Raw genomic sequence first — 18,663 nt, 5'->3', positions numbered from 1 at the left:
GGCCTCAGCGCCACACCGCGATGCGCTCTTCCTTCACTATCGCCGGATTTGTGAGGACCCTCTGACCTTCCTTCAGGCCCCTCACGACGACGGTGTCCCGCTCGGCGGCCACGATTTCCACAGGCCTCTTCACCACACCAAGATTGACGGGGGAGTACACGAAACGCTCGTCGCCGTCCTGCACGACCGCGCGGCGCGGGATCGTAAGCCCGAATGCCACTTTCGTGACCAGCTTCGCACGTGCCCGCCGCACGCGGCATAGCTCCTGTGGAAAGCCGGATACCTCCAAGAGCACGTTTCGCTCCCCTGAGGGCGCGGGATCACTCTGGGCAATGACGCGCGCGCGAAGCACCCCTCCCCCCACCTCCGGAGAAGTGAACTTCACGCTCACGCTCGACGACGCGATGCCGTCCGCTTCCCCTCCTGAAAGGGGCACGAGCAGGAGCAAGCGGTAATTGTCCACGAGCCGGAATACGGGCTCCCCTTGGCTCACCTCGAGTCCGTCGGTCACGTGTACGGCTGATCCAGCAAGTGACCGGACTCGGCCTGGCGAGATCTCTCGGGCGGAGACAGGTGTCAGGACCATCTCCAGGCCATCCAGCTCGTAGCTGACAACGCCGGGCGCCTCGGCGCGCAGGTCGGAAACGGCCGTCTTGTATGCGTCCTCCCTTGACCGCACCTTCGCGGCGATCGCCAGCCCCTTCTCCCGAAGCGCCTTCTCCTCCTGCTCCAGGCGTGTGGTCACCGCGGCGACCTCGGCATTCGCTCGGGCGAGCGACTCCCGGTGCTCCTTCTCAGCCTTCGCATCCCCTGAAGCCCTCGCCAGGTCAAGCGCACGCTTCTCGTTTTCGACCTCGATCTTCCGGACGGCCTGTTGCCGCCGCAGGTCCTCCAGCCTCGCCCGGGCGTACGCGTCGAACCTCGCAAGTTCTTCCGTAGCGTCTGCAAGTCGAGGTTCCAGAGTCTGCCTGGCGTCTTCCCGCACAACCTCGGCAACCGTCGTTCCCGCCCTGACTCGCTCCCCCTCCTGAGCCAGCAGCCTGACCTTCCCCGCGATGGGCGACACGAATACCCTCTCGTCCCTCACGATCACCGCGTCGACCTCCGGGCCTTCCTCGACCGAGCCCCACACCGCCTGCGCGCACTCCAGCCGCCTCTCGAACGCGGAGATCGTCGTTGCCTTGTGAAGAGACCACACGGCGAAGCTGATGACAGCCAGCAGGAACATGGCGCTGCCCGCAACGAGCGAGCGGGTGCGCCGCCGCTTGCCGGCGTCGCACGCGGCGGAAACCGTCGTCCCGCTGGCCGCCGCGCGGTGCGGAGCGCTTCCAGCGAGCGTCAAGTGGGAGCGGCCAAGACCCGCCTTTCCGGTCGTGTCTCCCCTGGGCCCTGGGGGCGTGTGCCTCCTTCTTCCACTGTTTCTGCCACAAGTCCAGGTTCTGGCACCGCGCACGCCCGATACCTCCCGTACAGCGATAGTCTTTCTACAGGCCGCGTTCAAGTCCTGCCTCGATGGGGACGGCACCGGTCAACTTGTGTTCGTCGCGATTCGGAGCTGTATGACATCGCGGCACCGAAACCTTGGAGGTTCGACATGCCGGACACAAACTGACGGGCGATCGAATGTAAGCGGAAGAAGCTACGGCAGTCACTCGGAGATGAACATGATGGCCGCCATGCGCCCGGTGGTGCCGCGCGCCGCCCTGTGCGAGAAGAAGAGGTCGAACCTGCAGGACGTGCAATGGGGCGCGACGACGATGCTGTCTGGCTCGAGCCCCGCAAGCTCGAGCTCCCTACGACACGCTTCCTTGAGATCCAGCCTGAAACGTTGGCTTCCCGTCGGACGAGCGATATCGGCCGTGCCCGCCGCGGACTCGCACGCCTCGGCTACTTCGCGCCCAACCTCGTAGCAACACGGCCCTATCGAAGGACCGATCCCCGCCACGAGGCGGCGCGGGCTCACGTGGAGCTCTGCGCACAGCGCCTCCACGGCTCTTACCGGCGCGCGACGAGCGATCCCGCGCCATCCTGCGTGCACGAGCCCAATCGCTCGGCCCGACCGGTCAGCGAGGAAGACGGGCACGCAGTCAGCCACGTAACACGAGATCACCACGCCCGGGGACGCCGTCACGAGACAGTCAGTCGACGGTATGCCTTGCGACCAAGGCGACCAGTCCCGCCCCCTGTCTTCGGGACCGACGACCGCCACGGCCTCGCCGTGCACCTGCTCTCCAGCGACGAGTCCCCCCTCTGGGGCTCCTAGCGCCGACAGCACCAGGCCACGGTTCTTCCGTACCCGGTGTGGATCGTCGCCCACGTGAAACGCCATGTTGAGCGTGGCAAAGGGGCCTTCGCTCGTCCCGCCACGCCTCGTGGTAAAGGCGTGCGATACCGCTCCGATCGCCTCTAGCTCAGGAAATACCAGGTATTCAACGCCGCCTGCGCGACGCGCCTCCAAGCCCCTCACCATCCTTCGACACCGCTCGAGCGACGCCAGCCAAGCATCTTCGCGCGCCTCAGCGCTCGTCGGGAGGCGCCGAAGCGGCCCCAAGATCGTACTTCCGGCCAAGGTCGACCACGGCGCCCAGGCGTAAGGATCCCTTTACGTCTATGATGCGCTGGTTACGCGACCCCCGGAATGCGATATTGGCGTCTTTCTCGCCTTCCAGGAACGGGCCGTCCACGAGGATGTCGGTGACGTCGAGGAGCTCGCGCCAGGCCGCCGGCGCGTCGGGTCTCACGAGCTCGTCCCACGTGTATCCTGTGTACGTCACGATATCGAAGCCCATGCGCTTGAGCCGCCGCCCGAGAAGCGCGAAGCCCCCCGCCTGGGCGAATGGCTCCCCACCGCTGAAAGTGATGCCGCGCACTATCGGGGTCAGCCGCATTTGGTCCACGATATCTCCCAAGGCAAGCGTCCGCCCGCCGTCCGGGTCGTGGGTCTCTGGATTATGGCATCCCTTGCAGCGATGCGGACAGCCTTGGGCGTACACGACCGCCCTTATCCCTGGGCCGTCCACCACGCTTTCCCTTGTGATCCCTGCAAGTCTGAGCGTGACCTCAGTCATTGCATCACCCTTCCCGAACAAGGTCGGCTCTCAGAACGAGAGGTGGGGTCTTCTTGCAGCAAGCTCTTCGCGTTTGGCATCGTTGAACCTGTCGATGGTCGATAGATATCCCGTTATCCGCCGGACCCTCCTTATGTCTACCGATCCGCACCTCGGGCAGGCCTCGGCTATGACCCCACAGAAGGAACACGATCTGCACTCGTCTATGGGGAAGTTTATGCCGCCATAGCCCGCGTCGCACCTCGCCATGTGCTGCAGTATGGCCTCGACCGCCTCGGCATTGTGGAGCGGGGGCGACGAAAGCTCTACATATGAGATGTGTCCCGCGTTGGTGAACCTGTGGTACGGCCCCTCCAACGCTATCTTGTCGTACATGCCTATCTCGAAGTCCACGGGCACGTGGAAGCTGTTCGTGTAGAACTTCTTGTCGGTTACGCCCGGTACGACCCCGAACCTCTTGCGGTCGAGGGCGACGAACCTTCCTGAGAGGCCTTCCGCGGGGGTCGCGAGGAGAGTGTAGTTGAGATCGTGGATCTCCGCTGCTTCGTCCACACGTTCCCTCATGAATCCCACTATCTCGAGCCCCAGCTTCTGAGCGTCGGCGCTCTCCCCATGATGAGCTCCCACCAGCACCTTGAGGGTCTCGGCAAGTCCTATGAACCCAATGGACAGCGTGCCGTGGCGTATCGCCGACTCGATGCAATCATCCGGACCGAGCGCCTCCGACCCCAGATAGAGGCGCTGACCCATGAGAAACGGCATGTCCTTCACTCTCAACTTCCGCTGCACGTTGTAGCGATGATAGAGCTGCCTTGCGGCAAGGCGCATGACCTCCGAGAGCCCTACGAAGAACCTCTCAATGTCTCCTCTGGCCAAGAGCGCCACGCGCGGCAGATTGACAGACGTGAACGAAAGGTTGCCGCGGCCCGTGGTAACCTCGGGACCGTGCCTGTTGGCTATGACGCGCGTGCGGCACCCCATGTACGCGACTTCGGAGCCGTACTTGCGGTTGAACGAGGAATCCATGAACGAGAAGGTCGGGTTCATCCGGCGGCTCGCGACTCGCACGGCCAGCCTGAACAGGTCGTAGTTCGGGTCGCCGGGCTTCATGTTGATGCCGTCTTTCACCCTGAATATGATGTTTGGGAATATCGGATTCTCCCCGCGGCCGAGACCCTTCTCAAACGCGAGTAGCAGGCAGCGCGTGACCATCCTTCCGGCTTCGCTCAAGTCGCACCCGAGGTTGATCGAAGAGAAAGGCACCTGCGACCCTGCCCTGCTGTGCATGGAGTTGAGGTTGTAGACGAGCGCCTCCATTGCCTGAAAGACCTCGTCCTCCGAGTGACCGTCCATGAAGGGAGCGAGATCGCGGTCGAAGAACCCGAAGGACTGGCCTCCGTGCATGTCGTTCTGCGAACTCTGTAGGATGATCGCGGCAAGCGCTGCGGCAGACGCCGGGCGTCTCGGTGGCCGTATGTACCCATGCCCTGTGCTGAAGCCTTTCGATAGGAGATCGTACAGCGGTATTTGAACGCACGTTAGCGTCTTGCCGTACCAATCGAGATCGTGAATGTGGATGTCCCCTTCCACATGCGCACGGGCTATGTCCTCCGGGATGAGCCTGTGGAGATAGTAATGCCTGCTCGCCGCTGAGGCGATCTGCAGCATCTTGGCCGAAGGCGAGTTTCCTACGTTGGCGTTCTCGCGGTTGGTCTCCACGAGGATGTCGGCCACCACGTCCATGAGTTCCGCCTTCGCCTCGCGGATCCTGGTGCGCTTGTCGCGATACAGGATGTACGCCTTGGCAACTTTCGCGTGGCCGGCCTCGATGAGCACCCTTTCCACGACGTCCTGGACGCCCTCAACGGTGGGGATCGCGCCCACGCACTCGACAGCGACGTGCGCGAGCACCCTCTCCGTGAGCTCCTCCGCAAGTCGGAGGTTCTCTTCGTCGACTGCCCGCATCGCCTTGTAGATCGCGTTCACTATCTTAGCCTTGTCGAAAGGCACGATACGTCCATCGCGCTTCTGAATGCTGGAGAAAACCCGCAGCTGTCTTTCAGACCCCGCCTTCCCGCTCGCCTCGACGATCACTTGTGTCGCACCAGCCCCAACGGCCAAAGGAACCTCACCTCTCCCAAAGACCCTCATCGATTTCGCTCGGGACCTCCATCCTCCTAGGCCCGCCCGCCGCTTCCTACATCCTCGCCCGCGCCTCGCCCGAGCCCCGGAGGACGGTCACTCCTCATTCAGGAGTTTTCTCAACTCCTCCATGAACGTGTCGATGTCCTTGAACTCCCGGTAGACGGAAGCGAAGCGGACGTACGCAACTTTGTCGAGGTCACGAAGCCTCCGGATAACCATCTCCCCGATCTCTCTGCTGGATACCTCGCGCTCCAGGCGGCCCTTGAGCTCTCTTTCCACGTCGCTGGTTATGTCCTCAAGGACTCTCATCGGGACGGGACGTTTCTGACACGCTTTCATGAGTCCGGTCAGTATCTTGTTGCGACTGAACGGCTCCCTCCTGCCGTCCTTCTTGACGACCATGAGCGGCACTTCGTCGACGACCTCATACGTCGTGAACCTCCGCTCGCACGACACGCACTCCCGCCTTCGCCGGATCGCAGCTCCCTCATCTGTGGCACGCGAGTCGATCACCCTGCTGTCGGGCTGTCCGCAATATGGGCACTTCATATGTCCCCTCCCGAGCACATGCTTTGTCAGGTAGGGCCGCCACTGTCTATATGTTGTGGGCAATTACCATTATATCGCCCAACATATTGTATGTCGAACCCCTATTTGCCATCCTCCCGCGACAGAGGGCGGCTCACGAGACCCCAGCTCCTCGGCACGTCCCTTATCTCATCCTTGCTTCATATGTCCGTCGTGCCTGTCCCGGGACGCGCCAACGAGCCCCACACGCACGGAAAGCTCAGCACATCTAAGATTCCGCCAGTCCAGACCGGAATAAAAGCGTGCGCAGGGGGCAATACTTGTATTGGAGCTGAGATATTCTGGAAACACGGGGGAACCCCTCACAATGACGAACAAGGTCGAGATATGCGGGGTCAACACCTCGAAGCTCCCCGTTCTGAGCAACCAGAAGATGCGCGAACTCCTCGATCTCGTCAGACGGGGTGACAAAGACGCCCGCGACAAGCTCATTTACGGAAACCTCCGCCTGGTGCTCAGCGTGATACAGCGTTTCAATAACAGAGGTGAGTATGTGGACGACCTCTTCCAGGTTGGGTGCATAGGTCTGATGAAGGCCATTGACAATTTCGACCTGTCTCAGAACGTCAAGTTCTCGACGTATGCGGTCCCGATGATAGTCGGAGAGATCCGCCGCTATCTCAGAGATAACAACCCTATCAGGGTTTCCCGCTCGCTCCGAGATGTCGCTTACAAAGCCCTCCAGGTAAGGGACGTCCTTGTCAACAGGAACTCCAAGGAGCCATCCATCACGGAAATCGCTGACGAGCTCAAAATGCCTCGTGAGGAAGTGGTGTACGCGCTCGACGCGATACAGGATCCTGTATCGCTCTTCGAACCGATTTACCACGACGGTGGCGACCCGATTTACGTCATGGACCAGGTCAGTGACGAGAAGAACCAGGATTCCACCTGGCTCGAAGGGATATCGATTCGGGAGGCCATGGAGAAGCTGAGTGACAGGGAACGGCTCATCCTGAGACTGAGGTTCTTCGAAGGGAAGACCCAGATGGAAGTGGCAGACGAGATCGGTATCTCGCAGGCCCAGGTATCTCGGCTTGAGAAAGCCGCTCTCAAACACATGAGGCGGTTCATGTGAGGACCCACGCCGCGCGCTGTGGGAATGGGAGGTAAGTGTGTTGCGGGTGAGGATAGCAGTAAGCGCGCTCATACTCGTCATCACTGCCGCCGGCGTGGCTCTGTCGGCGGCGGTTTTCGATAGCATGATCCTACCTTCGAGCCCCACGTCGGAGGCAGAGAAGGCATTCAACACAGAGAACCTCATACGTTTGCACGTCGTCGCAAACAGCGACAGCCCCGAGGATCAGGCTTTGAAGCTCGCCGTCCGCGACGCCGTCCTCGCACGGGCGAAGGACATTCTGGGATCTGTCGCGACCAAGGAGGAGGCCTGGCGGGTCCTTCGGGAGGATGCCGGCAAGATTGAGGCGGTCGCGTCGGAACGCGTCCTGGCGGCGGGGAAGTCGTACGGCGCCCAGGTGGAGATGGGCACGTTTCCCTTTCCTGAACGCACGTACGGTTCGGTCACGCTTCCTGGCGGCAACTACGACGCCGTAAGAGTGATCCTCGGAGCAGGAAAGGGACGAAACTGGTGGTGTGTCCTGTTCCCGCCGCTGTGTTTCATCCAACTCGACGGGAACAGGGAAGTCAAGGGCCTCGCTCTCGAGCTCTCGCCCGGGGAAGCCCTTGCCAAACTCCGGTTGGACTTCGGGGCGTCTACTTCTGACGGCCCCGATGGTTGGCCGGCGCTCGCGCGCCCGGGAGAACAGGCGACTGCGTCCCCGCCGGCTTTTCGGCCGCCAACGCCTGGAGACACACGGTTGTTGCTCTCGTTCGTCCCGGATACGCAAGCGGGATGCATCGGCCTGCTCAGCCCCCCTCGTAGCCGCGGAGACGGTGATCTATACCGCCCTCTCCTAGCCCTCACAGCGGGATGACTCATGGCGCGTGCCACCCATCCCACTCGAGTCAAGAGAACACGCAAGGACGCGCACGCGACGCCGTCCCTGCGAATATAGTGATCTATGCAAGCCTTGGGGGTGGTGGCGATGCTGGTCCGCATCTCCGATCTTCGGAGCCGTGAGGTCGTGAACGTCGTGGACGGCCGCAGACTGGGCCCCATTTGTGACATGGAGATCGACCTTGCCACAGGGCAAGTCAAAGCCATCATGGTGCCCGGACCCGCCAGGCTGATGGGCATACTTGGCCGCTACAACGACTATGTCATCCCCTGGGAGAAGATCCGCAGGATCGGCCTGGACGTCATTCTCGTCGAGGCGAGCGAATACGCCGAACCTCCCAAACAGTGATCGCGTAGAGTTGCCGGCGAGGCAGCCTATGACCGGGGCGCTCTTCCATCGAATGATGCTTAGCGCTCCCGCTCTTCAGCCGCCTCGCCTCGACATGCGACCCCTCCAGCCTTGCCGAGACCTTTACTTGCCCGCCGCCGCCACTGCTTTCGCCCGCGCCTGCTCGTATTCCCGTTCCCATGCGGCATCCGCTATCCTGCCGTAAGCCTCGGCGTATTCGTCAAGCGCCCCAGCAAGCACGGTCGTGACACAGTCGGCCCCCTCATGGGTCGGACGAGCCCCGTGCTTGGTCACCACGTCTCTCAAGATGTGCGGGTTGTCTATTATCATGCACGGCCTGAGATGATTCCGATTCAAGGGCATCCTGGACTTTATGTCCATGAAGAAGGGAGAGGTAAGTACATCTTTGATGGTTGTATTCTTTATGTTGTCCACGGCGAAATGCACGAAGACGCAGGGCTCGACGTCGCCTCTCGCGTTTATGTGAAGATAGGATCTTCCGCCCGCAAGACATCCAGCCACGAGAGGCCCATCGTTCCAGAAGTCAGCCACGAATATGGGCCTCGTCTCGCGGATGTGAAGGATGTGTCTGCGCATCCTGTCCCGTTGCTCGGGAGAACACATGAGGTCCATGTCGGCGTCCTTGCCAACCGGCACGAACGTGAAGAACCATCCATACATGGCCCCCTTGTCGATCAACATGTCCACGAATTCGTCGCTCGCTACGACGTCAACGTTCAGCCTTGTGTATGTGGCTGAGAAGCCGAAGATGGCCCCTGCCTCCTTGAGATTGTCCATGGCCTGCATCACCCGGGCAAACGTGCCAGGTCCCCTCCGAGCATCTGTCTCCTCCTCGAACCCCTCCACGCTGATGGCGGGCGATATGTTGCCCAATTCGGCTAGCCGTTTCGCCACGGGCTTGTCGATCAGAGTGCCATTGGTATACACCATGAACACGACGTCATCGTGCTTCGCAGCCATGTCAAGGAGATCTTCCCGCGTGAATGGCTCGCCGCCAGATACCACTATGAAGTGGATGCCGAGCTCCTTGCCTTCTGTAATGATCCTGTCAAAGGTCGCCGTGTCTATTTCATCGCGTTTCGTATACCTCCCAGCGTAACACCCGGTGCACGCGAGGTTACACCTCATCGTGGGGCTTATCACCAGGAGGGCTGGGACGTTCGTTCCGAGCCTGTCAGCGTGCTTCTTGCGCTCCTGCCATCCTAGATAGACCTCGTTCACGAACAGATTGACCAGCCCCTTCGTTCGAAAACTCGGGTGAAGGGATGAAAACGCCCTCTCGGCATACCGGGTCCACACATGGTCTGGATTCTCGAAAGCGCGCCTCGCCATCTCGATCTGCTGTTTGTGCTCCACCGTCGCGGCGAAGGCTTCGAGAATCTTCGTGAGTGCCACCAGGTGACGTTGGGGATCCTTGGAAAGCAACGAAAGCATGTAGTCAACCACCTGGGTCGCAGCATACTTCTTCATCAGTTCGTACGCTCTCACCCTCCAGCCTCCTTTCCGGGACGTCATCGAGTCACTCAACACACGCAGGCCGCTCCGTTGACATGCCCCCACCCGCCGAGGAGCCATGATCGCTTCCGGTCAACACCTCCCCCGGTCCCTATTCGTCCAAGCTTTCGCGACACGCGAGCTTCGGCTGCAACCGTCCGTGCCGCAAGCCCGGCTCACGAACCCGACGGACTCCGTCCGCTACGGCATGTACGTCCCAGGATCTCCCTCACGAATTCGAGCAGCAGACATCTTTCCCGCCCGCTCAAGTTGTCGACTTGGTTTTGAAACCTTCTCATATAGCCCGCTATCTTCCCGGTGACATCCCCTGGCAGACAGGGATGCGAAACGAACATCCCTATGATTGCCCCCGAGAACACCACCAGGGCGCTATGGGCGTCCGCGCCTGCTTCCACGAGCCGCCCCAGAGCGTCCAAGCCATTCCCTCCGAGAAGGCGCGTGCACGCAACGAGAAGCACGGCCATGTAGCCGCAGAACGCCGCGGGCCCAGTCGCGCGATCGAGCTTCTCCATGAACCCCTGCCAGATGCCCTGGGATGTGGGGTCTCCCAGTGCCCCGAGGCACGCGACGAGGTAGTTCTTGATTCCGTCCAGTTCCTCGTCGAAAGGCGAACGCCCGCAATGTCTCGCAAGTGAACTATGCAGGTCTTCCCGACACGTGTCAGGACGGAACACCACCATGGACCTTCCTGGAGTCCTCGCACGCCTGTTCAAAGTGTACTCCACCGCAACGAGCCCTTCCGCGGCGAGGCTCCGTAGCACGTCGTACGCCGTCCACTTGCTCACGCCGAGTTCCCTTGCCACGTCCTCGTAGTGAACCGGCTCCATGCGTTCGTCGTACAGCTTGCACAGGGCCGCAAGAAACTCCCTCTTCCGCTCCGTCAAACCCACGGACACTCCCCCAAAAGACCCAAAAGCTGCTCTCCAAGAAACGCTGGCATATGAATACCAGCGTCCTCTTGTCATCCCGCATCAAGACTAGAATACATTCCGTTCGCCGTATCCGTCAACCAGCGCCAGATCTCGAACCCGCGGGATCCGGCGACCCCTCGAAGGCGTCGTCGGTGCCTCTATTCCACCTTTCTCATCTCTCTGCGGAGCTTGCGGATGATCCTCTTTTCCAGCCGGGAGATGTACGACTGCGAAATGCCAAGGAGGTCCGCCACCTCCTTCTGGGTCTTCTCAGTGCCGTCACGCAGGCCAAACCTCAACTCCATTATGCACTTCTCCCTCGCTGACAACCTCTTCATGGCGTCGTCGAGCAGGGACTTGTCGACTTTCTCTTCGATGCACTTGTACACGACGTCCGTGTCCGTCCCCATTACGTCTGAAAGCAGGAGCTCGTTGCCGTCCCAGTCCACGTTGAGCGGCTCATCGAATGACACTTCAGCTCTGGACTTGCTGGTGCGGCGAAGATACATGAGGATTTCGTTCTCGATACACCGCGAGGCGTAAGTTGCTAGCTTGATCCTTTTCGAAGGGTCGAAAGTATTGACCGCCTTGATGAGGCCTATCGTCCCGATGGACACCAGGTCTTCCACGCCGATCCCCGTGTTCTCGAACTTTCGCGCTATGTACACCACCAGTCTCAGATTCCTCTCGATGAGTTCGCTCTTCACCTGGGAATCGCCGCGCTCCAACCTCGCCAAGAGCTCGCTCTCCTCGTCGCTGGAAAGCGGGGGCGGGAGGACCTCGCCGTTGCCCACATAGAGCACGACATGGCGCGGGAGGAACCCACGCCTCACGGCGTAGAGCACGAGGGCGATCCTCAGAGCGGACAGCCGGTGCCTCAGATTCGACCCTACGCTCATCCTGGTCCCCTCCCGGACGGAAATGGAGCCGCCGCAGCGGTGGCGCCCGCATGGCGAACCCTGCTCAGGACGCCTCGGCCAGGATATCGGGATGGAGGAGCGCGGCAAAAGCTCCTTCGGGCGAGACCCGTCTCATCATCACTCCGACCACGGCATTTCGGCTAGAAGTCGACCGAGCGCCACCGAAAACCCTGACCTCGTCCGCTCGGAGCCCGGCGAGCAACCCTCTCTCCTCTCCCACCGAAACGAACGGGATGATGCGGAACCTGGAAAGCCACATGGAATCGGCCAGGAGCTCGGAAACGAGTCCGAAGTCGCCGGCGTCGAACGCCATGAAGGCCCGCCTCACCTTCTCAGGCAGCACGTCGGCGACCGCGTCGTACTCGAGGAGGACCACGGGGGACCCGGTGATCGGGTCCCTGAGCCGATTGCCCGTGTCGATGAGCGCGTTCACCCTGAGACTCACGTCGCCGAGGCGGACCTCAATGGGCACGAAAAGAAGCCAGTCCCGGATCCTGCGGTGAACGAGGCCCCACCCCACCTCGGCGGTCAAGAGGACGGTGCCGACGAGTCCTACGATCGTCGGCACGAGGCGCCACCCGGTGAGATACGCACTCGCCAGCGCTCCCCCGAAAGCAAGCACGCTGATGCCAAGAACGTGCGCGCATACGAGCAGCAACCTTCCTGGCGACAGACGCCCGAACGCCACCCTGGCGGCGGGGATTACCGAGAGAACAGCAAGAGGGATCGCCGCCCCAGCTGAGATGAGATCCGAGAAGAACGCCGCTATGATCCCCGCGTCAATGATCCCGGCCGCGATTGACCCGGCCAAGAGCCTCGGAGGCCCGGCCCTCAAGCCCAACACAGCCGCGGTGGCCCACAGCGTCAGCCACTGCATCACCAACGTCATCACGCAGGCGTTCGCGATCAACTGACCGTTCACCTCTTCCGCCTCCCGGACTCCTCCCGCCTCGCTTGGATGTCGCCGCTGCCTCGCGCCGGGCTTACTCGTCCGTATCCGCAAAGCCTCTCATGGCGCATCTTTCCTCTCTCGGCCATCCCTTCCTCCCTAAAAGTATACAGCCATGCTCAGTAGAAATATGTCACACGGTGACGAGGATGAGCCCCGGCGCGTGCCGGGGCCCATCCCTTAAGTAAGCCGCTCCGCTTCGTACGCTCCTCGGCACCTCAACCGGTGTCCGAGCTCGTCTGGGTCGTCATTTTCTCTGTCCGCGTCTCAGGAACGCCGGGATGTCCAGATCGTCACTGGACGTCGCGAAGTCGCTTATCTCCACCTCTTCGAGCCCCACTTTCTGCTGACGTGACCTCGCTTCGAAGCCGGTCGCGATCACCGTGATTCTTATCTCATCCTTGAGAGTCTCGTCTATCATGGCCCCGAAGATTATGTTCGCGTCCGGATCGGCCGCCTGAGCGATGATCTCGGCCGCCTCGTTCACCTCGAACAGCCCGAGCGTGCTGTTGCCGGTGATGTTCATGAGCACACCCTTGGCGCCATCTATCGACGTTTCGAGAAGCGGACTCTCGATCGCTGCTCTCGCGGCCTCCTGAGCCCGGTTCTCACCCGAGGCGACTCCTATTCCCATCAGAGCCGAGCCGGCGTCGCTCATGATCGTGCGTACGTCGGCGAAATCCACGTTGATCAAGCCCGGCACAGTGATGAGGTCGGATATGCCCTGGACCCCGTGTCTCAAGACATCGTCAGCAAGGCGGAACGCTTCGAGGATGGACGTCTTCTTCTCGCTCACTTGCAGCAACCTGTCGTTAGGGATGACTATCAGCGCGTCGACCTTGGACTTGAGGTTATCCAGCCCTGCGAGGGCTTGAGTCATTCGTCTGCGTCCCTCGAACGAGAACGGCTTCGTCACGACTCCCACAGTGAGCGCCCCGAGTTCCTTGGCGATGCCCGCCACCACCGGCGCCCCGCCCGTGCCGGTGCCACCACCCATCCCGGCCGTGATGAAGACCATGTCCGCGCCCTCCAGCGCCCGGCGAAGGACCTCGTAGCTTTCCTGGGCCGCCTGAGCTCCGATCTCCGGATTCGACCCCGCCCCGAGACCCTTGGTGAGCTTCTCACCAACCTGGATCTTCACGCTGGCGTCAGACGCGGCGAGCGCTTGAGCGTCAGTGTTTATGGCGACGAACTCCACGCCTGACAGTCCAGAAGCGATCATGCGGTTCACCGCGTTCGACCCTCCGCCGCCAACGCCCACCACTTTTATGTTGGTAAACTGCTCCATCTCAAGCTCAAGGTTGAACACAAACCATCCCTCCTGCGCTCCGCCGCCGCGCCGGCCGCCCTCGACACGGCCCGCCGGACGCTCCTGAATGTCTCGTCATGCGAGCCAACCGGGTCGCGCCTCACGTCCCACTAGAAGAAGTCCTTGATGAAATCGCTGAACCACCCGCGGACCCCGGCGAGCAGGTCCCTTATCGGCGAGCGCATCGTCTCTCCTAAGAGTCCGCATGCTGAATCGTTCGCGATCTGAGCCGCTATGCCGAGCGCAACGGCGGAGACCTCCTCAGGCTCCCTTCCGCCCCGCCATTTCATCTCAAAAGGCGCACCCGTCCTCGCGGGAGCGTCCAGGATCTCACCGGCGAGATCCAGGATGCCCGGCACGAGCGAGCCGCCCCCTGTGAACACCACGCCGCACGGAGCAAGGCCCTTCGCCCTCACCTGCCTGGTTTCCACTTCCACTAGTTCGAGGATCTCTCGTAGCCTCGCCTCGACGATCCTATCCAGGAAACCATCTTCGTCCGCGGGCAAACGCTGCGGTCCCTGGGGCTGTCGGCCTGAGGGTCGTCTTTGCTCGTGGGCATCCCGCTGCCCAAATCCCGCTTCGCGCGTCAGCGTCCTCGCGCGCGTCTCGTGCCGCTCCCGGCTCAGGCCCAGCTCCCTCTTCACTCTCTCGGCTTGTTCCAGAGGGACTTTCATTCCTATTGCGATGTCGTTCGTGATGTGCATGCCGCCTGCGGGCACCCACGACAGCAGAACGGGCGCCCCTTCGTAGAACGCGGCTATCTGCGTGATCTGCCCTCCGACGTCCACAAGGATGACGCCCCGTTCGCGTTCCTCTGCTTCAAGAACTGCGTATGCGGCCGCAACGGGCTCGAGGATCCACCCGGTGACCGCGAGCCCCGCCCTCTCGACGCCCGCCTGAAGATTCACCAGCGAGGCCGCTTGTCCCATGATCACGGCCGCGTCGACCTCCAGCCGGACGCCTGCCATCCCTTCCGGGTTCCTTATCCCGCCGACCCCGTCAACAATGTACTCTCTAGGTAGCACGGAGATTATCGCCCGGTCCGGCGGGATGGCCAACACCTTCGCTGCCTCCAGGGCTCGTCTCATGTCTTCAACGGTGATGGTTCCGTCTCCCCCGCTAACAGCCGCGACGCCCCGGGTGTCCCGCCGGATCGTGTGGACCGCCGGAACCCCCACGAACACGCTTCGGACATCGAACCCAGCCATGTGGCACGCCCGCTTGTTGGCCGTCTTTATCGCCTCCGCCACCGCCTCTATGTCCGCTACCACACCACGGCGGAGTCCTTGGCAGGGCGCAACACCGGCCGCGACCATCTCCACGCCCCAGTCGGGCCCGACAACCGCGATGACCTCTGACACCCTAGTGGTACCTATGTCGAGCCCGGCCACCACTTTTCTACCAGGCATGTCGTACCTCCCCAAGCGGCCCGCCGGCCTCTTGTCGGCCTTGCGGTCCGTCCATGTTCGATTCAACTCTTCACACTAGGCTTCTCCCCGTCCCCGCTCCGTCCTCTCTCCAAAGCGGGGAGGCCCGGCGGCTTGCCGGCCAGCCTGCGCGGGTCTGTAAACTTGTGTACACTTCAACGAGCATGTCGTATCTCCTCTTTCCGGTCACTCGCCTCTACGAGTTCCGCGATCGCGTCCCGGAAGACCGCTGCCCCGGCTGAAGGAGATAGCGGCGGATCATCCCGACGTTGTTGAATATCCTTATGCTGAACGCCACGGTAGCTCCAAGGAAGAGGTCGACCCCTAGCTTGTCTCCGACCAGCGTAAGGCATGCGGCCAGTGCCATATTGCTCACGAAACCGGAGATGAAAACGACCTTGTCGAACCTGTCCTCTAGGCCCGCGCGTATCCCGCCGCACACGCTATCAAGCGCCGCAAGGATGCCCACGGCCATATAGTCCGAATAGACTGCGGGGAATCTCACGGGCGTCAGCAGCGCGATGATGATCCCCAGAACGAGGCCGAGGACCGGCAGCATCACTCTTTCGCTCCTTCCGTCACGGGCTTCGCGTACTGGAAGTATAGACTGCCCTTGTACGCCGGCACCCGCACGCTCGTCATCTTCGTGACCTTGGCCTCGATTCCCCATGCCCTGAGCGTATCGAGGATGCCGTCGCGCATGTGCAGCGCCGCGTCGAGAGTGGCAGGCTCGCCGATGGCCACGATCTCGTACGGAGGCCCTATTCTCGTATTGTTCACCGAAACCACCGGACCGGCGCACCTTATCTCCGTTGTGGCGATTACCCGCTGGCCATTGATGGCAATGGCCTCCGCACCCGCCGCGAAGAGCTCGTTCACGATCTTGAGGAGGTCCTCGTCGTGTACAAGGAAAAGCTCGGGGCTCTCACCGGGCGCGGCTTGCCGCTTGCTGTCGTCCACCATTACGACGACGCCGGGCCCCTCAACCTGGACCAGCCCGGCCGCCATGCGCGCCTTCGCAAGCTCGACGCTCAGAGCTTCGTTCGCGCGCTCGCCCTCTCCCACAGCGGCGAGTTGCTTACGGAGCGTGTTGACCTCCTTCTCCAAGAGGCTCCTCTCGGCATCGGACCTCCGCAGCATGTCACTGAGGTCCTCAAGCCTCCTGGATGGAATCTGCGCGCGGCCGATGTATTCCTGCGTCCGGAACTGGGCTACGAGCAACACACCGAGGACTACACAGACCACGGCAACGTATACCTCGAAGTCCCGCACTCTCCTCAAGCTCTCTCCCCCTGGAAAGCACCGATGCACGCCTGGAACCGACTCTACGTCAATTATACACCTCCCGGAACGCTTGTCACTATCTCCCGGTCCTCACGACCGGCCGCTTTTCGAACCTGACGTCGACGTACGTCGCGTGCTTCCCTTCCTCCTCGATCCTCGCGAGCAGTGCGTCAAGCACCGCTACTCGGGACTTGAGTTCCGCCTCCGTTCCACTGCCCAGCAGAGCCTGCGTATGCGACTGCATGTACAGGGAGAATCCGCGCGACTCGTCGAAGTTGATCTCAGATACCCGCCGGAGGACTCGTTCCGGTAAAGCCGCGGCAATCGCGAGCGCCAGCGGAAGTTCGGGCGCGTCCACGCGGTAGCCGACCTTGACCGATCGCAGCGTAAGCCCGGTCAAGAGCGGAAGCTCATTCGCCCGGTAGCTCTCCTCCAGCCCAATGGCAGTGCCCGCGCCATCCACCTCCACGAAATACCCCGCGTACGGGAGCACGGCTACCGGAAGCCGCTCCTGTACCTGGATGACAATGGTGGACGGAAGCCGCCGAGAGACCAGCACCTTGTCCACCCTCGGAATAGCCCTCACCCGCGAGGCGAGGCCACCGATGTCGACATCGAAGATGTTCTCGTCTTCCGCCAGGCCGCACGCCACCACGACCTCCTCAGTCGAGAGGCTTGTGAGCCCGCGGACATCGATGTGCTGCACCCGGAAGTACGGTGATCTCAGAAAGGTATACCCGGCGCTCGCCACGAGGAGCACGACGAACGCATAAGGAACGAGCCCGCGGCCCGGATCAGCTCGTCCGCGGCCGCTATCGCGTCTGCGCTCGCGCCCTAGCTCGAGCCCTTCCCGGCTTCGCGTTCTCTCCCCGCCGGGCGCTGACTCCCCGGCTGGTTGCGCAGTCCCGATTTTCAAAGCCATCGCTTTACTCCTGTCATCCCGCCTGGAGCTCTGAAGTAGGGACCCTTTCGATGGCCGCGCCCAGCTTCGCCAGCTTCCCTGGGAGATCCTCGTACCCTCGGTCCAGGTGATGGACACCGGTGATCTCGGTTGTCCCCTCCGAGGCAAGCGCCGCTAATATGAGAGCAGCGCCCCCTCTGAGGTCAGGGGCCTCGACGTGCGCTCCCGACAGCGCGGGAACGCCCTGCACTATCGCCACGCGGCCCTCGACCCTGATGTTCGCCCCCATGCGTCTGAGCTCCTCGGTGTATCTGAACCTGTTCGGGAATATCGTCTCCGTTACTATGCTCGTTCCGTCCGCCATACTCATGGCCGCCACGAACTGCGGCTGCATGTCTGTGGGGAAACCCGGATAGGGCAGAGTCCGGACGCTCGCCGCCCGGAGGCGCCGCGGGCCCTTCACCAACACGTACGAGTCCCCTTCCGCTATCTCCGCCCCCGTCTCGCGCAGCTTGGCGACGATGGCATGGAGGTGCTCGGGGATGACGTTCTCGATGCGTGCCTCGCCTCCCGTCATGGCACACGCCACCATGAACGTGCCGGCCTCGATCCTGTCTGGTATGACCGCATAGTCCGTCGCGCCGAGAGAGTCCACACCCTCGATCCTGATAGTGTCCGTGCCCGCTCCCCGAATCTTGGCACCGAGCCTGTTCAGGAAGTTCTGTTGATCCACTATCTCGGGCTCACGCGCCGCGTTTCTTATGACCGTGGTCCCTTGAGCCAGGCAGGCAGCCATCATGATGTTCTCGGTCGCGCCCACGCTCGGGATGTCGAGCAAGATCTCCGCTCCTCTGAGCCTTTCAGCGAATACCGAGACGTACCCGCGCTCCTCTGTGATCCTCGCTCCCAACGCCGCAAAGCCCTTGAGATGCAGGTCTATGGGGCGCGGGCCTATGTTGCAACCCCCTGGCTGTCTCGCGCGTACGTACCCCAGACGGGCCAAGAGCGGCCCCATCACCTGTATTGAAGCCCGCATCTCCTTCACGAGTTCCTCCGGGGGTTCACAGCGGTCCACTCCCGAAGGGTCAATGATGATGCCGCTTCCGTCCTGGCGAGCTTCAACACGGGCACCAAGCCCGCGAAGCACCCCGATCATCGTGTCAACGTCCGTGATACGGGGGACGTTCGCAAGACGGCACACGCCCCGCGCAAGGAGAGAAGCTGCCATGATCTTCAGAGCGGCATTCTTGGCCCCCGCAACTTGCACCGCGCCGGAAAGCGCTCTTGAGCCGGCGATTACGAGTTTCACTGAAGACGTC

General features: G+C 62.0%; 18 protein-coding genes. 3 read left to right on the top strand and 15 right to left on the bottom strand.

Going from position 1 to position 18,663, the window contains the following annotated elements; all coding sequences use genetic code 11:
- Positions 1–4 precede the first annotated feature (4 nt).
- From NUW12_10625 to nrdR, 5 genes are all read right to left on the bottom strand, one after another.
- Entirely contained in the window at positions 5–1,453 is a 1,449-nt protein-coding gene (locus NUW12_10625; protein ID MCR4403206.1) for a hypothetical protein, read from the bottom strand.
- A 195-nt stretch (positions 1,454–1,648) separates the two neighbouring features.
- Positions 1,649–2,458, bottom strand: coding sequence for a peptidoglycan editing factor PgeF (gene pgeF / locus NUW12_10620; GenBank protein ID MCR4403205.1), 810 nt, complete (start codon positions 2,456–2,458; stop codon positions 1,649–1,651).
- A 58-nt stretch (positions 2,459–2,516) separates the two neighbouring features.
- Positions 2,517–3,068: an anaerobic ribonucleoside-triphosphate reductase activating protein gene (gene nrdG / locus NUW12_10615; protein MCR4403204.1), complete on the bottom strand. Its 552-nt coding sequence runs from the start codon at positions 3,066–3,068 to the stop codon at positions 2,517–2,519.
- A gap of 30 nt (positions 3,069–3,098) precedes the next feature.
- A complete protein-coding gene (nrdD, locus tag NUW12_10610) occupies positions 3,099–5,120 on the bottom strand; it encodes an anaerobic ribonucleoside-triphosphate reductase (protein ID MCR4403203.1) in 2,022 nt (673 codons plus the stop codon).
- 186 nt (positions 5,121–5,306) lie between these two features.
- A complete protein-coding gene (nrdR, locus tag NUW12_10605) occupies positions 5,307–5,762 on the bottom strand; it encodes a transcriptional regulator NrdR (GenBank protein MCR4403202.1) in 456 nt (151 codons plus the stop codon).
- Positions 5,763–6,108: 346 nt separating this feature from the next.
- On the opposite strand from nrdR, the gene sigG reads away from it, so the two are divergent.
- From sigG to NUW12_10590, 3 genes are all read left to right on the top strand, one after another.
- A complete protein-coding gene (gene sigG, locus NUW12_10600) occupies positions 6,109–6,879 on the top strand; it encodes an RNA polymerase sporulation sigma factor SigG (GenBank protein ID MCR4403201.1) in 771 nt (256 codons plus the stop codon).
- 46 nt (positions 6,880–6,925) lie between these two features.
- A complete protein-coding gene (gene spoIIR, locus NUW12_10595) occupies positions 6,926–7,735 on the top strand; it encodes a stage II sporulation protein R (GenBank protein ID MCR4403200.1) in 810 nt (269 codons plus the stop codon).
- Between the two features lie 114 nt (positions 7,736–7,849).
- A complete protein-coding gene (locus tag NUW12_10590; GenBank protein ID MCR4403199.1) occupies positions 7,850–8,107 on the top strand; it encodes a YlmC/YmxH family sporulation protein in 258 nt (85 codons plus the stop codon).
- A gap of 123 nt (positions 8,108–8,230) precedes the next feature.
- Here NUW12_10590 and NUW12_10585 read toward each other — a convergent pair whose 3' ends face one another.
- The 10 genes from NUW12_10585 to murA form a co-directional block, all read right to left on the bottom strand.
- Positions 8,231–9,616 carry a radical SAM protein gene (locus NUW12_10585; protein ID MCR4403198.1) on the bottom strand — a complete coding sequence of 462 codons (1,386 nt, stop codon included), beginning with the start codon at positions 9,614–9,616 and terminating at the stop codon, positions 8,231–8,233.
- A gap of 182 nt (positions 9,617–9,798) precedes the next feature.
- Complete coding sequence (locus NUW12_10580) at positions 9,799–10,527, bottom strand: helix-turn-helix domain-containing protein (GenBank protein ID MCR4403197.1); 729 nt, start codon at positions 10,525–10,527, stop codon at positions 9,799–9,801.
- A 185-nt stretch (positions 10,528–10,712) separates the two neighbouring features.
- Complete coding sequence (sigE, locus tag NUW12_10575) at positions 10,713–11,453, bottom strand: RNA polymerase sporulation sigma factor SigE (GenBank protein ID MCR4403196.1); 741 nt, start codon at positions 11,451–11,453, stop codon at positions 10,713–10,715.
- 64 nt (positions 11,454–11,517) lie between these two features.
- Complete coding sequence (locus tag NUW12_10570; protein ID MCR4403195.1) at positions 11,518–12,396, bottom strand: sigma-E processing peptidase SpoIIGA; 879 nt, start codon at positions 12,394–12,396, stop codon at positions 11,518–11,520.
- 274 nt (positions 12,397–12,670) lie between these two features.
- Complete coding sequence (ftsZ, locus tag NUW12_10565) at positions 12,671–13,732, bottom strand: cell division protein FtsZ (GenBank protein ID MCR4403194.1); 1,062 nt, start codon at positions 13,730–13,732, stop codon at positions 12,671–12,673.
- Positions 13,733–13,842: 110 nt separating this feature from the next.
- The gene (gene ftsA / locus NUW12_10560; protein ID MCR4403193.1) at positions 13,843–15,141 is read right to left on the bottom strand and encodes a cell division protein FtsA; all 1,299 of its coding nucleotides are present in this window, start codon (positions 15,139–15,141) and stop codon (positions 13,843–13,845) included.
- A 214-nt stretch (positions 15,142–15,355) separates the two neighbouring features.
- A complete protein-coding gene (locus NUW12_10555) occupies positions 15,356–15,721 on the bottom strand; it encodes a small basic family protein (protein ID MCR4403192.1) in 366 nt (121 codons plus the stop codon).
- The gene (locus NUW12_10550) at positions 15,718–16,431 is read right to left on the bottom strand and encodes a DUF881 domain-containing protein (GenBank protein ID MCR4403191.1); all 714 of its coding nucleotides are present in this window, start codon (positions 16,429–16,431) and stop codon (positions 15,718–15,720) included. Before NUW12_10550 ends, NUW12_10555 begins: the two co-directional genes overlap by 4 nt.
- An 88-nt stretch (positions 16,432–16,519) precedes the next feature.
- Complete coding sequence (locus NUW12_10545) at positions 16,520–17,365, bottom strand: FtsQ-type POTRA domain-containing protein (GenBank protein ID MCR4403190.1); 846 nt, start codon at positions 17,363–17,365, stop codon at positions 16,520–16,522.
- Between the two features lie 13 nt (positions 17,366–17,378).
- Entirely contained in the window at positions 17,379–18,653 is a 1,275-nt protein-coding gene (murA, locus tag NUW12_10540) for a UDP-N-acetylglucosamine 1-carboxyvinyltransferase (protein MCR4403189.1), read from the bottom strand.
- Between the last annotated feature and the right edge of the window lie 10 nt (positions 18,654–18,663).

The sequence above is a fragment of the Bacillota bacterium genome, assembly GCA_024653485.1.
Taxonomy (GTDB): domain Bacteria; phylum Bacillota; class SHA-98; order UBA4971; family UBA4971; genus UBA6256.
This window is presented reverse-complemented; position numbering and strand designations above follow the sequence as displayed.